Below are 15,088 nucleotides of genomic sequence, written 5' to 3'. Positions count from 1 at the left end.
TGTAATGTCTGCGACAGTTGCGGCGGCTCTTAAAAAGGCAGCCGTATATATTCTTGGTGATGAAAAAAAGCGAGGCCAGCTTATGACTGTGGTGCTTAGTACTGCGGTGGGTCTGCTCCTTTTGCTGTGTGCTCCTGCGGTGATGCTTTCTTCTCTTGGGGAGGTCGGCGAGGAAGCTCAAGTGCCTGAACTTCACATTAATGCCGATGATTTTTACAGCTCTCTTGACAGTGAAAGCAGGCAAAGGCTCGATGATATCCGATCAGCAGGTAATGACATTGCAAACGCTATGGACGAAAAGGGTGTCAAGGTTCAGACCATAAAGGCTCAGCTGATATATATGTCTTACTTTGAAGATGTTCAGAATTTTAATGCTGAGTCATATGCTGATCTCTTTGCTACTGCTCAGAATGACAGCGATCTGATCTCAGCGATAAACTCGACTTACGGTTTGGATATTGACTATGACGAATTTGTCCGCACATACACTTTTGTAATGAACAGCACCATAAATGCGTTTATGTTTACTGATACAAGCACGAAAAACTGTGCTGATCTTGCGGCTTGGGCTGATAATGCTTACATCTCAGGCTGGGGATATATGAACGGGTTTATCGGTGAAAGAAATGAAACAGACAGGATACGTTATGCGGATAATGCAGGGCTTGTGCTGGGGTATCTGAACTACAGCCCGACCGATAGAGTGTTCGGTTGTGATCACAGTACTCTTATTTACACAGAACAAGGAAGTCTTGATACCATGCCAAAGGTCGCAGGGCTGGGATTGTTCGACGGAAGTAAGCACGGAATATATGTTGGAAACGGAGAAGTTGTTTACAGTTCTGAAAGTGTTGGTTATGTCACAAAAGAGCCTGTTTCAAATGGCAGCTGGACAAGTTGGTGTACCTATGATGGAGTGACTTATCCTCAGGAGGTGACTGACGCTATTCAAAGTGTGAATGAGGACAGCTCATCAGAAAATTAATTTTATTGGAGTGTGATAGGTTGAAAAAATCAGTTACGGTAAATGTAAACGAGAAAAAGCTCTCGGCGATAGAAATGTATCTGGAGCAGAAGAACACAACTCTTGCGGCTGAGCTTGAAAAGTATGCGGATCAGCTTTACGGCAAGGTCGTTCCGCAGAATGTGAGAGATTTTATTGATATGATGTCAGATAGAAAGCCTGCGAGAAAGCAGAAGATCACTGCTTCTGCCGAAACGGAAAAGCTGTCCGAGCAGTAATTCGCCACGGTTCGCACCGTGTGCCCTCGTGTGGCGTTTTCAGAGCATGGGTGGGGTAACTTTACCCTAAAGGCAGTCGGGGCGAATGTGGGACGTTTGTCGCAGAAATTAGATTGGAAGAAATCAGATGATTTCGGGTGGGTTTGAGGGGCATTTAATATATTGCAGGTTAAAGTTTGGTCGCTTGAAGCGACCAAACAGACACATCGTCGAGCAAAGCTCGCCGAATTTGCGGAGTTTTGAAAACTTTGACGTGCAGTCGCATAGAATGGAGGTTTTGCAAATTGCAGTCGGATAAAATTAAAAATACAGAAGAAAAAGCCGAAAAAACAGAGGTTTGCGAGGTCACATCTGAGTATAAAAAGCAAAGATTTGGACTAAAGATTTTTCCCGAAACTTTGGAAATAGTGGACACTCTTTTTAAGCACGATAATTGTAAATCACGCTCGGAATTTATTGAAAAGGCTGTGCGTTTTTATTGCGGGTATCTTTTGAACAAGGAGCATACGGCAACGGAATTTATTGCCCCGCAGCTAACGGCAATGGCGGAAGGAATAGTCAAAGGCACGGAACAGAGGTTGTCCCGTGCCTTATTTAAAATTGCAGTTGAACTTGGTGCAGTTACTCATATGCTTGCGGCGGTACATGAGATTGATGATGATACGATGATTAAACTGAGGGCTATGTGTATAGATGAGGTTAAACGCATTAACGGTGTTATTAATTTTGAGAAGGCTGTGAGGTATCAACGGTTAGATTAAATCACATAAAAATGGGGGTGATATGTTATGACTTTATCTCAAATTATCGTAACAAGCCGCTACCTAAAAAGCGGTACACAGAAAAGTAAAAACAAGCGCAGAAACTACACAAAGTACATCGCAACCCGTGAAACAGTTGAAGTCCGTGACCAAAACATTATGGATAGAAATGATAACGCTACAAAGAATCAAGAACAGCTTTTAAACGATCTGCTTTCAGATTTTCCCGAAGCTAAAAAATATTTGGAATATGAGGACTACACTGTGAACCCTACTGTAGAAAACGCTTCGGAACTAATCAGTACGATCATTGAGCGTAACGCTGACGTCATTGGTAATCGTCAGAATTTTGTCGGTTACATGGCTATGCGTCCGGGAGTTCAGAAAAGAGGTTCTCATGGTCTTTTCAATGAAAAAGATGAACCGATAATTCTTGACAGGGTAGCTAACGAAATAGCAAATCACAAAGGCAATGTCTGGTCCCACGTAATTTCACTTCGTCGTGAAGATGCAATTAGACTTGGTTACGATAATTCGGAAGCGTGGCGGCAGCTTGTTATGCGTCACATTTCAGATATTGCAAAAAATCAGAAAATTTCATTATGCAATTTAAAATGGTACGCCGCATTTCATGACACTACTCATCATCCGCATATTCATCTGCTTGTTTATTCCGAAAATACAAAGGAAGGATTCTTAACAAACGAGGGAATTAATAAGATTCGTTCAGCTTTTGCAAACGATATATTTAAGGACGATTTGCAGTCCATATATCAGGAGCAGACGTTAAGCCGTGACGAATTGAAAGCTGTATCAAAAACGGAGTTTAAAAGTATTGTCAGAAAAGTTCAGCAAGGCGGTTTTGAAAATCCGCAGCTTGAAAATCTTATCCGCAAACTATATTCTCAGTTACAGAATGTTAAAGGCAAAAAAGTATATGGGTACCTTCCGCCTGATGTCAAAGAAACGGTCAACAGTATTTTTTCAGAACTTGCAAAAGACAATAATATCCGTCAGCTTTATGAAAAATGGTGCAGTTTGGAGAGCTTGAAATACAAGAGCTATACGCAAAAGGAAAAAGAACTGCCGCCATTGGTTGATAACAAAGTTTTTCAGCCTGTGCGGAATATGATAATCAGAACTGTGCTTGACATGAATTATCCTGTCATTGATGTAGAAATTGAAGAACCCGAACCAACAGAACAATTTGCGAATGATGACTTTTATGTTGATATTTCTCCACAGTTCGATGAATCTGAGCAATCCGAAAATGATAAAGTGACATTTTCAAATAACGATGATCTGACAGCCGAAGATTTCATTTGGAGTGGTGAAAATGCGGTAACAGTCGATGTTGATGACGCTCCGAAAAGCAAATATTACCTCAAGTGGAGTAGTTCCTACAAAGAAGCCTGCAAGCTGATTTATAACAAGCGATCAAAGCTTGAAGATTTTCAAAAAGCGGAGCAGCTTTTGCTTAACGAATCAGGGGCAGGTAATGTTCTTGCTATTCAAGATCTGGGCAAACTCTATTCTACTGATAAACTCGGCGAAAAAGATGAAAAAAAGTCTTTTTCATTCTACGAAGAAGCATTTCAGGGTTTTATGGAGATCGAGCCGGACTCAGATTTTATGTTTCCATATGAACCAAAATACAAAGGGCAGGTCATGAAACCCGTGGATATGCGTTCTTACGTTTGGTATAGAATCGGAAAAATGCATTGCTATGGTCTGGGAACGGAACAAGATTATGAAAAGGCATTTGAATGGTTTTTGAAGTCAGCTCAGGAGGGCAACAAATTCGCACAATACAGTCTCGCCAATTTATATTACTACGGCAACGGTGTGGAAAAAGACTTGTCGCAGGCGTTTTTGTGGTATCGCAAATCATCTGAACAGGGACAGCCTTATGCCCCATACGCTGTTGCTCAAATGTACGATAAAGGCGAATATGTAAGTCAAAGTGAAGAAACCGCACAAAGATATTACAAGGTCGCATTATCTGGTTTCCTTGAACTTGAAAGCAAAGATCAGGCGGACGATAACCTATTTTATAAAATTGGAGTTATGTACAAAAACGGACTTGGAACGGAAGCTGATATTTCAAAAGCCATTGATTACTTCAAACGTTCCGCTGAGATGAATAACAAGAATGGTCTGTATGAATATGGCAAAACATTAATTCAAGGAAAATACATTGAGGCTGATTTAAATAAGGGTTTGGAGTGTATTGAAAAAGCAATGAAACTTAAAAATTCCAATGCAAAGCGTTTTTTTGCATTGGAATATATTTCGGGTGAATATTTTTCACAAGATATTGAAAAAGGACTATTTATGTTGACAGAATGTGCAGATAAGGGTGACAGTTTTGCTTGTTTTCAGTTGGGTCAGTTTTATTTGAAAGGTGAAATTGTCACGCAGGATTTAGAAAGAGCAGAGAAATATTTGCTGCTTGCAGAGGATAACGAATTCACACAGTATGCTTTTGGGAAGTTGTATTTGCAGGAAGAAAAGTATGATATTCAAAGGGCGGTGGACTATTTTAAGCGGTCGTCTGATAAAAATATGTGGTCAAGCTATCAGCTCGGCAGGCTTTATCTTTTCGGAGCAGATGAACTTGAAAAGGATAAGGAAAAGGCTGTGGAGTGGCTCACAAAGTCCGCACATGATGGTAATGAGTACGTTCAGAATATGCTTAACAATATTGATGATTTTGAAAATATGCTGCTTAGAAATACTGTTATGGGATTGTTTGTGAATTTAAGTCGCTGTATTGAGGATAATTATTCGCAGAAGCAGTGTTCTTTAAAAATACAAACTGATAGAAAGCTCAGAAAAATGATACAAAAGAGAAAGTCAGGAATTGGCATCAGAGAAGAACAAAATATGACTAACTAAGAAATATCTTAAAAGCTATATTCAAAGAAAAGATAGGTTTTCTCCCATATGTTGTGTAAATCTCCAAAGTAGTGTATAATAAAAGAGCTGAGACCCACCGAAAAAAAGTCTGTAAAAACGCAGTCAACTATGGTAAAATATAAATAACACAGGAGGCTGATTTTTTATGGCAAGAAGAAAAAGAGAACCAATGAGCGAGGGGAAGAAGAATATCATCGCAGAGCTGATCGAGGAGTATGATATCCGATATCACAGACCGCCTTCTTCCGCAGATAGAGGACTGGCAGAAACGTCCTCTGGGCGAGGTTTATCTCATTGTATTTATTGATGCTGTACATTTTTCTGTACGAGAAAACGGACAGATAAAAAACTTGCAGCATATGTAATCCTTGCAGTAAGTTTGACAGGTCACAAGGAAGTTTTATCCATACATATCGGAGAAAACGAAAGTGCAAAATATTGGCTTGGAGTCCTGAATGAGCTGAAAAATCGCGGCGTAAAGGATGTCCTCGTGATATGTGCCGATGGTCTTTCGGGTATGAAAGAAGCCGTAAATACGGCATTTCCACAGACAGAATTACAGCGTTGTATCGTTCATCAAGTAAGAAACACGCTGAAATATGTTGGTGCAAAAAACAAGAAAGAATTTTCCAACGATTTGAAAACCATTTATCACGCACCGTCTGAGGACGCTGCGCTTGAACAGCTTGAGCGTGTGACGGAGAAGTGGGAGAAAGATTATCCAAACGCCATGAAGAGCTGGTACAAAAACTGGGATGTGATCTCACCGATCTTCAAGTTTTCCGCTGATGTGAGAAAGGTCATTTACACCACCATTGCGATCGAAAGCCTTAACAGCGGCTATCGTCGTCTGAACAAGCAGAGAAGCGTATTTCCGAGCGATACGGCGCTCCTGAAGGTACTGTATCTTGCAACGCATGAAATAGCGAAAAAATGGACTATACCGCTGAGAAACTGGGGCATAGTTCTTGGCGAGCTGGAGATCATGTATCTCGACAGGCTAAGCTGAGCCGGCACAGTCAGTCTGCTTCCATTCCGCTACGCTCCATTCCAGCAGACTGACTGTTGAAGAACCTTGACAAATTACGGTATTTATTGTATACTGTAAAAAAATGAGCGGCTGTTTTTCAAGCCGCTCCACAATATCGTTTTTTATCACTGTTGTTGAATTTACAGAGATTTTTTCGCAGGGCCAGAGCTGCAGCTTATTTGGAAAAATCAGCCCAAAATTTCTTCGGACATGGAGAATAAAATCATCTCAATGTTACGCAAAAGGTGTGTCAACTGCTGACATTGAAGAGCATATCCGCAATATTTAGGTCTGAGCGTGTCAGAAAGAACTTATGGCTGATTTAAAATGTGTTTATCCCGCTGTTGATGTGCCTTCTGCGCATGATGCCATTGACGAATTTGCATCAATATGGGACAAGAAGTATCCAAAGATTTCAAAGTCATGGTATGAAAATCGGGCGAATCTAAGCACTTACTTCAAGTTTCTGCAGGAACTGAGAAAGCTGACTTACACTACCAATGCGATTGAGGGAATTAACAGTAAGCTGCGAAAGGTCACCAAAACAAAGTCGTTATTTCCAACCGATGAGAGACTGTTCAAAATGCTGTATCTTGCACAGAATACTTTTATGAAAATATGCAGATAAGACCGACGGTGGTTTCGACGATCTCATCAAATAGATTTGCTCTTTAATTTTGATATGCCATTCCGCAGCTATACAGAATTTAGAATCAGGTCATTTTTTGTCAAACTTGTATATAACACAATCTTAAAGTTTTGCATTTTTACAATGATAATATGTTCCGATTGCCCGGTCATCATATTCGTCAGTATATTTCAAGGTCGGCAAATCGCAGATGTAATAGTCCGCAAGTGAATTGTTGTGTATGGTAAGCTTTATGCCGTAATCGGTTTTGTATGCCGACTCTATAATTACAGTTTCCTCAGCCGCCTGGTACATTCTTTTCAGATATTTTTCCGAGTGCATATAATTATATATCAGCACAACCAAAATCACAGCCGCCCCAAGCAGTGCAGAATAAATTATCACGTTCTTTCCATACTTTTTGAAAAAATATTTCGCACCTGTTGACTTGCAGACTTTTTCTGTAATCCGCTCCCGTTCGGCAGCTGTCAGCCTGTAGGCATGTATTTTTTTTGACTTTATAAATCCCATTTGGTTTGCCTTTGAAATCATATATTGGTATGCCGCAGCTCTGCCTTTCAGTTTCCCGAAAATCACAGCCTTGCGAAGTAAAATGCACATTCTGTCCAACGCCTGCGGTCTGTCGCTGTCACTTTCCATAAGGCTTGAAAACAGCTCGTTTCCACCGTAATCAAGAAACTGCAAAAGGTTTTCACGCTTGTCCATTCTTATCACCCGACTTTGCAAGTACGTCTTCAAGCTTTGCTCCGAATTTTTCGTAAACCGTGTATGCAAGACTTTCAATAGGCGGCTTTGCGGCTTTCATCTTGTACATACGCTTGCCCTCACTGTCTGTGCAGGATACCAGACTTCCCACCTTTGTGGGATAGTTTTTGTTGTTTATCCGCTGAATTTCATTATAAAGTTCTGTTAGATGAGTGACATAAAATCCCCTTACCCCCACTGCCGCTATAATTTCAAGATGAATTTTTGCAATGTTTAAGCACTCAACTGGCGTGGTTGACTGAATGGATTCGTTGAGAATAACAAGACTTCTGTCGGTCATATATTCGCAGATTTTTTTCAGCTCCTTGATTTCCGTGGTAAATCGGCTTGAATTTATTCCGACAGCTTCTTCCTTTGGAAAATGGGTGAATATGTAATCGGCAGGGGAAATCTCTGCACTTTCCGCAGGAACGTACAATCCCATTTGTGCCATTAAATGACATACTCCCACCGCTCTTGCGAAAGTGGTTTTTCCGCCGTTGTTTGCTCCCGTCACCATATAAAACCGTGCGTAATCTGACATATCAATATCGTTTGCAACAATTTTTTCGGTCAGAATTTCCTGCGGATTTTGCGTAACAAGCTGCCTGTAGAAGTTGAGGTCAAAGACGTTTTTCAGCCTTGTAACACGCTTCTCAGAGGGGAGAAATTTCGGTCGGCACATTTTCATTCCCCTTGCCCTAACACTTGATATAAACTGTGCCGCTCCGCCATAGAAGTCAAGCTGTATAATGTCCCCCTTGTCAAGACACAAATGAAAAAAATTATCGTGACAGCGAAAACTTTGTATAGCCATCCAAAAAACGTAAGCAAAATTTATGCAGCATTGCATACAGACTTGGCTTGGTAAACCTGCACAGGCAACTTGTAGCCAAGCGCCTGATGGGGTCTTTCGTTGTTGTAATCCTTGATGTAACTACCAATCTGCTGGCGCAGCTCTCTGGGATTGCTGTATTCATTGATATAAATCAACTCCGTTTTCAAGCTGCGAAACCAGCGTTCAATTACCACATTATCCACCCATCTAGCTTTTCCGTCCATACTCTGGCGGATATTCTTCGCTTTCAGAAATTCAATATAGTCATTGCTTGTAAACTGGCTGCCCTGATCAGAATTGATAATTTCAGGATTGCCGTATTGTTCCATGGCATTTGTGACTGCTGCTAAAACCGGTGCAGTATCCAGCGTATCAGACAATTCATAGCCCACGATAAAACGGCTGTACCAATCAATAATCGCTGTCAGATACATATGGCTACGCCCCATTTTGATATAGGTGATGTCAATTGACCATACCTGATTTGGTCGGTCAATTTTTAGATTTTTCAGCAGATACGGAAATTTTAAACTGTTCTTTCCGGGCTTTGAAAGATTGGATTTCGGATAAACCGGACAGATATTCATTTCCGCCATATAACGTCTGACAAGCTTTCTGCCGATTGCAATCCCGTCTTCCTGTACAAGCTTTTCTTTGATTTTCCGATGACCAATGTAGCAGAATTTTGTGTGCCAGTAGTCAATACGTGATTTGATGTATTCCTCACGCTCCAAGGCTTTTTCTGCCGGTTCAACAGGCTGATAGTACATCGAAGTGCGGTTGATTTCAAGCAGTTCACACTGTTCCTTAATGTTCAGCCTATCATTCTTCATAACCAGACTTTTCCTTCCAGTCAGGTCCGAGCACTTCTTCAGATTTTTTTTTGAGCCAGTCCACCTGAACTGTCAGGTGACCGATTTTCTGCATAAGCTTTTCTTCCCGCTTTTTTGAGTTCTCAGCTGCTCTTTTTGCTTCCTTTTCTGATTTTGAACCATTAAAGGCACGGGATGCATTCTCAAGAAATTCCTTTTTCCAATTTTTCAGCTGATTGACGTTGATTCCTTCACGACTTGCTATCTCGCTGATCGTCTGCTCTCCCTCCAGTATTTCTATTACGATTTTTGCCTTGTACTCCGGTGTGTATGTGTTCCTCTTCGCCATTATCGTGTCCTCCTGTTTCTTTCTTTTATTATACCACTGTCACGATGTTTTGGCAATTTTGTGTTCAGTTTCTAGGGTACATTATACTGTGATTCCAGCTCCGAAAGGTCTGAAAAAACCGAGGAACGATAGCTTTTAAGTGCTGCGGCAATCCGCAGGGCGAACTCCTTTGTGTATTTGCTCAGTTCACGGAAAAGGGCAGTGTCTATATCAATAGGAGTGTGCCTTGTTGCCGAGTTGAAATGCTCCTCGCCAATAAACTGCTCTCTGCCTGCAAAACTTTTGAACACAAGCTTTTCAAGAATATTTCCCTTGGGATAAATTTTGTCATATCCGATTTCAAGCAGTCCTGCACTGTCGGGATTCATAGCCGAATCAAAATTAACACCGATTTTTACGCTCCGTATGGTTTTTGAAAAGGTATCTTTCAGCTGTGAAATGCTGTATGCTATTTCGAAAATGTTCTCGCTTTTTGGCAGTTTTTCAAAAAACTGTGCAAGCCTTTTTACCGCTACCGACTTAATTGCGTGATTATACTTTGCAAAGAACCTGTTGATGTTTTCAATGCAGCCGAGAAATTCTTCAAGGCTGTCCATATGGGTCTTAATCTGCATAAACGAGTTGACACAATCAACATCTGAAAAGTCAATTCTGTTTCCTGCGAGTTCATTTATCAGCTGTCGAAATCTTCCGTTAAGTTCGGGGACATTCATAAAGTCCTCAAGACAATCCAGCCTGTAATCAAGGGTTTCAATGTCATCTGTAAACTCTTTCATTTTAGATGTTGCGACAGCAAAATTCATAGGTGCAATAAGTTTTGCTATGTTATCCGTTTCAAGATTGACCATAAAATCCTGCGGATAATTTTCATATTTTTTCTGCCGCTTTTTTGCATACTCCTCAGCCTCCGCCGACGGATAGAACAGATCTACATAATCGGTAATTTTCATTGTTTTCACTCCACAATTTATTTTGCTGTAACAATATTCCCGTCACTAATCTCAATAACCCTGCCGCATTGCTCCGCAATCTTCGGGTCGTGGGTAACTATAACAACCGTCCTGCCCTGTTTGTTCAGGGACTTGAAAAGCTCCATAATCTCAGCGGAAGTCTTTGTGTCCAGCGCTCCCGTCGGTTCGTCCGCCAAAATCATTGACGGTTCATTGACTATCGCTCTGGCAATTGCCACACGCTGCTTCTGTCCGCCCGAAAGTTTGCTGCATAGCTTTTTGGCAAGCTCCTCAATGCCTACCGATTTCAGTGCCGCAAGGGCTTTTTCTTTCTTGTCACTGACTTTCTTTTTGGAAAAATTCAGCGGTATCATCACGTTTTCCAGTGCCGTGAAATCCTCAACCAGTGCAAAATCCTGCATAACCATCCCGATTTTCTCGTTTCTGATTTTTGCATACTGACTTTCGGAAAGGTCTTTCACAAGCACATCATCAATGTAGTATTCGCCCTCCTGATAGTTGTCAATGCAGGCTAAAATATGCAGAAGCGTTGATTTTCCTGCACCCGATTTTCCGATAATCGCAATAAGCTCACCGTCCCGAATTTCTGCCGAAACACCGTGGAGAGCCTTGAATTCGTTGGCTTTCTTTGAATTATATATTTTTACTATGTTATTAAGTTTTACCATTACTATTCCTCCGATAATATTATTGCTTTTTTCAAAGCCTTTGGTGTGAGGATAATGCAGGAAATGATACAGGATACCAAGATATATACAGCACACACAATCAGGCAAATGGTGATCGGTTTCCAGCCCAATGTAATTACTGTTTTGCTGAACAATCCTGCCTTGTAGAAAATCAACGATCCTGCTATTGAAATTATCAAAGACACAATGCAAATCAGCCCATTGTAAATTACATTGATTGTAAGCAACTGTTTTCTTTTTGCACCACCCAAATACAGTATGGCTTCGTTTCTTATATTATTTTTGCAGTTAATCGCATTAACGCTCACTGACGCAATCAGTACAAGCAGGTATATTGCACACATTATTGGCATCAATGTGTACAACTCTCTATAAACAATGGTCTGACTGTTGTTGTTCAACTGAGAAAACTGTATCGCAAATGATAATACAGAAAGATTCTCGTTGATATATTTTCTGTTGTAAAGCTTTTCATCATCGGAAATATTCCGGTTGTACTTTATAAAAAGGGAGTCTGACATTACTGAATCCAAATCGGTTTTATTCCACTCCTTATCTGTAAAAAACAATACAGGTTCATTATATACAATGCTGTCCGCTGAATACCCAAGAGATTCGAGTTTCAAAGCAATCTCCTCGTTTGTAAAGCCTTTGTTTTTAAGCTGGTCATTCAGACAGTTGAAATGTGTAGAAAGCATTAACTGATAGGATGGTTCATTTGATTCATATTCCGAGTTTGCTCCAAGGTATTTTTCATTATCACCAATTACACCGATTATTCTGACCTTCAACGTTCCATTTTCAGTTTCAAATTCAGCAATATCATTAACATTATAGCCTTGATAATTTCGGGTAATTACAGCCTGCGGTATATCATCGGATTGCTTGGAATCAGTTATCCACGAACCTTTTTCTATTGTCGGGCGAAAAAGATTTGCAGAATAATCATCATATACAAGTGCATATGCGGTCTTAACCTCGTTAGTTTGTGTATCAACGCCTGTTTGCAGGGACGCAAAGTTTACAGACGAGATAAAATCAACATCTTTCAGCTGAGTTTTGATTTCATCTGTGTTTTCCAAAAGTCCGCCATTTTCATTATCTTTCAAAAAATATCCACCACAATACAATCCCTCGCCATTAAGCAGCGGTTTGACAGCCTCATATGAGGAAGCCTTTTCGTCTATTATCGATGTCATAATTATTCCGATAACAAAAACAGCAATCAGCTGGAGGCTTATTAAAACATTGATAAACGAGTGCTTTTTCAGGAATATACCGATAACCCTGCCGTATAACTTAATTCTCATTTCAATCCCTCCTTAATTTTTTTGCCGAGATTATGATGAAGCAAAAACAGATTAAGAAGATACGATATTGCAGAGTAAATCAAAATTATTTCTGCGTAAACATATGGATTATATGCAGCTTTCATAAGCGGAAATTTAGCTGAAAGTACAGTAAGAATAAATTTATCATAGCACAAAGCTGAAATAATGCTTACAGGAAGCATAATAAGAATAATCTCATTTGCGGTTGATATGCTCAGATTTGAGGTTAACCCTCCGCAGATACGCATAATGGTCAGTTGTCTTGTTCTGCTGATAATGATGTAATTATACAGAATGGAAATGTTCAATGCCGAAAGAATGGCAATGATTACCGAAATCAGTACAACTGTTATGTAGTAGGAAGTGTTTGATGCCAAGTCGAATGCCGGTTCATAAAGAGTGATTTTATCTTTGAAAAATTCGCTGATATATGCGGTAAAATCATCATATTCAGATTTAGTGATTTTATTGTTGAGTGCAAGATAAACCCCGTCGTTCATAATTGTATCGTCGGGGACTGAGCTGAACGGAACATAGATACTGTAAAAAAAATAGCTGCTGTTAGCAGGGTTTATTGTGCCGATAACATCATAGCTCTGACCGAATGCTGTAACCGAATTTGTATATTCGGGTGCTGAAGTCGGCTGATTTACATTTCCGCTGCCCATTACAACAGCCTTTTTTTCTCCGTTTGAATATTGCTCCTGCGTGAAAAAACTGCCGTCCTTAATTACAAGGTCATCAATCATTGGCTGAAATACTTTATCGGAATATTCAAATTTTCCTTCAGAATACTGAAGATAGAATGCGACAGGTATTTCCTCATCAATTCCGCTTACCTGCGTGGACGAAAAACAGGTAATATATGAAACATCACCCATAAGCTTATTCGGCATATTCTTCACAAACTCACAAAAATTTTTTTTTGTAATAATGTCATTTATGGAAAAACCGACAGCATAGCTGTCAATTTCGCCGTCCTCAATATTTTTGCTGTACTGATAGTACAATCCAACACCGAAAAACAAAACCCCGAATGAAACAAACATAGAAATCACAAGTAGAACCAGCATACCGGTATGATTTTTCATCATATTTCTAAGATTTTTCAGCGTGTACATTCTTTCCTCCTTCAAACCCATTAAGGCAATGCATTATCTGATGTTATTCAGATAATGCATTGCCTTTGTAAAATGTTCAATTGATTTTTATTAAAATTTCTTTAATGCATATTTAATTCGGAGCAAAGCCCGATGTAAGCGTAGCTTTTCATCGGCTGCGACGAAGCAAGCTTGCCGCAGGAGCTTTAGCTCCTCAGGGTTATATATTAGTAATCAGACTGAATATCCTTAAAAACTCTATTATCTTTCATGACTAGAGTTCTGGCAGAATACTTATAACTAGTATTACGGTTATGGGTTGTTGTTGCTTTCAAAAGCTGACCTTTGGACAGCGTACCTTTTTTCCATCCAGAAGGAGTATAAGAACCGATTTTTGCTGCAGAAGTCTTGTAATAAAGGGTTGACTGTACAGAGTAATTTGTTTTTGTAGTTGAAAGATTCGTTACCGTTCCCACTGAATCTGTCTCGCTTGGAGTATAAGACGTATATGCAAGTATAATTCGATAACTATCCTCATATGATGCTTGATACGCACTAGCACCTATAGCACTCATAGAAGCCATTATCATAACAGCAGCACCCATAGCCGCAATTTTCTTCTTAAGTTTCATATTGAAAACCTCCTTGAAATTTTTTATTGCTTTCATCATAAGACAAACGCAATACTCCCGACCTAAAGTCTGTATTCTAAAAAAACCATCTTTAAGCAAAGTAAAAGACAATTTCTATACTTGCTATGACAAGTATTACAGTACTTTGAAAACCTTTGAATCAATCTTCTTCCTGCACAAAATGATTAATTCAGCTCAAAACTATACTAGTGTAGATCGTAATAGTCGAATATGCCAATCTTTTGAATTGTGTTTTTTGATGCTTATCTCTTGTAGATGTTCTTTGGCTCTTTAGTCTGATATCCACCGTATGCCGAAGCTGCTCCACAAGCCAAAATTGCTGTATGTTTTGCAATCTTCTGAATCATTTCAGCTAGTAGTTTTTTTAAACTTTTCACATTAATCACTTCCTCTCTCTTTAATCTTTGCTGCAATCATGAGCAAGGCAATTAAAAAAGTTGTTAATATAATCATTGTACCTAGATAACTTCTCGAAAGAAACAATCCGGTACAATTAATTATTAAAGTTATAACTATCCCTATTATTTTAAGCTTTATTCTTTTCGAATCATCAATTGGTTTATTCTTATTCTCTATAGGACCCAAGATAGAAACTATCAGTTCAGTAACACAGATTAAAACAATAATAATCAATAGGGAGAATTTATTAGAAAATATACTATTGGCTAAAGCGGTTAATATGAATGTAGTACACATCAATAGATTGCACCTAAAGTATGTGTCGGCATGATAGCCTCCGGTGAATGATCTGATAAGTATAAATAGTGTAAGAAAAACAATACTTTCGATTATATGATGAATAAGGATACCTGCTATTACAACAAGAACTATGTTAAGTAACGATGAAATACTTATTTCTATTCCATATCTATAAAAGTCTTGTACATCTGATTCATCACTGATTACATCTTGTTCCGTAATAAAATTAACAATCTGAGATACCAAGTAATTCATAATTTTCACCTTGCTTTTTTTGAATTTTACAATATAAAATATCTTT

Annotated in this window: 14 protein-coding genes and 2 pseudogenes; 6 read left to right on the top strand and 10 right to left on the bottom strand. The window is 39.3% G+C overall.

What is annotated here, in order from left to right; all coding sequences use genetic code 11:
- Positions 1 to 4: 4 nt before the first annotated feature.
- The 6 genes and pseudogenes from RBI_RS01255 to RBI_RS01230 form a co-directional block, all read left to right on the top strand.
- A complete protein-coding gene (locus RBI_RS01255) occupies positions 5 to 985 on the top strand; it encodes a hypothetical protein (RefSeq protein WP_038670465.1) in 981 nt (326 codons plus the stop codon).
- Between the two features lie 20 nt (positions 986 to 1,005).
- Complete coding sequence (locus RBI_RS01250; protein WP_038670463.1) at positions 1,006 to 1,242, top strand: DUF6103 family protein; 237 nt, start codon at positions 1,006 to 1,008, stop codon at positions 1,240 to 1,242.
- A 284-nt stretch (positions 1,243 to 1,526) separates the two neighbouring features.
- Entirely contained in the window at positions 1,527 to 2,003 is a 477-nt protein-coding gene (locus RBI_RS01245; RefSeq protein WP_051706247.1) for a hypothetical protein, read from the top strand.
- A gap of 27 nt (positions 2,004 to 2,030) precedes the next feature.
- Positions 2,031 to 4,901, top strand: coding sequence for a MobP3 family relaxase (gene mobP3 / locus RBI_RS01240; protein WP_038670462.1), 2,871 nt, complete (start codon positions 2,031 to 2,033; stop codon positions 4,899 to 4,901).
- Positions 4,902 to 5,128: 227 nt separating this feature from the next.
- Positions 5,129 to 5,931, top strand: a pseudogene (locus tag RBI_RS01235) (IS256 family transposase); the annotation flags it as partial.
- A gap of 325 nt (positions 5,932 to 6,256) precedes the next feature.
- Positions 6,257 to 6,568, top strand: a pseudogene (locus tag RBI_RS01230) (transposase); the annotation flags it as partial.
- 135 nt (positions 6,569 to 6,703) lie between these two features.
- On the opposite strand, the gene RBI_RS01225 reads toward RBI_RS01230, so the two are convergent.
- The 10 genes from RBI_RS01225 to RBI_RS01180 all read right to left on the bottom strand — a co-directional run bounded on the left by RBI_RS01225 (position 6,704) and on the right by RBI_RS01180 (position 15,042).
- Entirely contained in the window at positions 6,704 to 7,306 is a 603-nt protein-coding gene (locus RBI_RS01225; protein ID WP_038670458.1) for a hypothetical protein, read from the bottom strand.
- Positions 7,293 to 8,120, bottom strand: a complete 828-nt coding sequence (locus RBI_RS01220) for a MutS-related protein (RefSeq protein WP_158455035.1) — start codon at positions 8,118 to 8,120, stop codon at positions 7,293 to 7,295. Before RBI_RS01220 ends, RBI_RS01225 begins: the two co-directional genes overlap by 14 nt.
- 62 nt (positions 8,121 to 8,182) lie before the next feature.
- Positions 8,183 to 9,344 (bottom strand): IS3 family transposase gene (locus RBI_RS01215; RefSeq protein ID WP_242843625.1). Its coding sequence is split into 2 segments (ribosomal slippage): positions 8,183 to 9,058 and positions 9,060 to 9,344, totalling 1,161 coding nucleotides; the frame shifts between segments, so codons are not numbered across the junction.
- A 71-nt stretch (positions 9,345 to 9,415) separates the two neighbouring features.
- The gene (locus tag RBI_RS01205; protein WP_038670451.1) at positions 9,416 to 10,294 is read right to left on the bottom strand and encodes a hypothetical protein; all 879 of its coding nucleotides are present in this window, start codon (positions 10,292 to 10,294) and stop codon (positions 9,416 to 9,418) included.
- A 17-nt stretch (positions 10,295 to 10,311) separates the two neighbouring features.
- Positions 10,312 to 10,983, bottom strand: coding sequence for an ABC transporter ATP-binding protein (locus RBI_RS01200; protein WP_038670449.1), 672 nt, complete (start codon positions 10,981 to 10,983; stop codon positions 10,312 to 10,314).
- 2 nt (positions 10,984 to 10,985) lie between these two features.
- On the bottom strand, positions 10,986 to 12,113 hold the full coding sequence (locus RBI_RS01195; protein WP_147343149.1) for an ABC transporter permease: 1,128 nt from the start codon (positions 12,111 to 12,113) through the stop codon (positions 10,986 to 10,988).
- 197 nt (positions 12,114 to 12,310) lie between these two features.
- The gene (locus tag RBI_RS01190; protein WP_038670447.1) at positions 12,311 to 13,456 is read right to left on the bottom strand and encodes a hypothetical protein; all 1,146 of its coding nucleotides are present in this window, start codon (positions 13,454 to 13,456) and stop codon (positions 12,311 to 12,313) included.
- Between the two features lie 206 nt (positions 13,457 to 13,662).
- On the bottom strand, positions 13,663 to 14,067 hold the full coding sequence (locus RBI_RS01185; RefSeq protein WP_038670445.1) for a hypothetical protein: 405 nt from the start codon (positions 14,065 to 14,067) through the stop codon (positions 13,663 to 13,665).
- Between the two features lie 263 nt (positions 14,068 to 14,330).
- Entirely contained in the window at positions 14,331 to 14,465 is a 135-nt protein-coding gene (locus RBI_RS15340) for a hypothetical protein (RefSeq protein WP_260647650.1), read from the bottom strand.
- A 1-nt stretch (position 14,466) separates the two neighbouring features.
- Entirely contained in the window at positions 14,467 to 15,042 is a 576-nt protein-coding gene (locus RBI_RS01180) for an accessory gene regulator B family protein (RefSeq protein WP_038670443.1), read from the bottom strand.
- Positions 15,043 to 15,088 lie beyond the last annotated feature (46 nt).

Origin of the sequence: Ruminococcus bicirculans (ex Wegman et al. 2014), from assembly GCF_000723465.1 — a bacterium.
Classification (GTDB): domain Bacteria; phylum Bacillota; class Clostridia; order Oscillospirales; family Ruminococcaceae; genus Hominimerdicola; species Hominimerdicola aceti.
Note: the sequence above shows the minus strand (reverse complement) of the source record. Positions and strands in the feature narration are given on the sequence as shown.

Bases quoted from the DNA above. Each gene is read 5' to 3' on its own strand.
- RBI_RS01255 (WP_038670465.1), top strand. From the start codon at position 5: ATGTCTGCGACAGTTGCGGCGGCTCTTAAAAAGGCAGCCGTATATATT.
- mobP3 (WP_038670462.1), top strand. From the start codon at position 2,031: ATGACTTTATCTCAAATTATCGTAACAAGCCGCTACCTAAAAAGCGGT.
- RBI_RS01225 (WP_038670458.1), bottom strand. From the start codon at position 7,306: ATGGACAAGCGTGAAAACCTTTTGCAGTTTCTTGATTACGGTGGAAAC.
- RBI_RS01205 (WP_038670451.1), bottom strand. From the start codon at position 10,294: ATGAAAATTACCGATTATGTAGATCTGTTCTATCCGTCGGCGGAGGCT.
- RBI_RS01200 (WP_038670449.1), bottom strand. From the start codon at position 10,983: ATGGTAAAACTTAATAACATAGTAAAAATATATAATTCAAAGAAAGCC.
- RBI_RS01190 (WP_038670447.1), bottom strand. From the start codon at position 13,456: ATGTACACGCTGAAAAATCTTAGAAATATGATGAAAAATCATACCGGT.
- RBI_RS01185 (WP_038670445.1), bottom strand. From the start codon at position 14,067: ATGAAACTTAAGAAGAAAATTGCGGCTATGGGTGCTGCTGTTATGATA.
- RBI_RS01180 (WP_038670443.1), bottom strand. From the start codon at position 15,042: ATGAATTACTTGGTATCTCAGATTGTTAATTTTATTACGGAACAAGAT.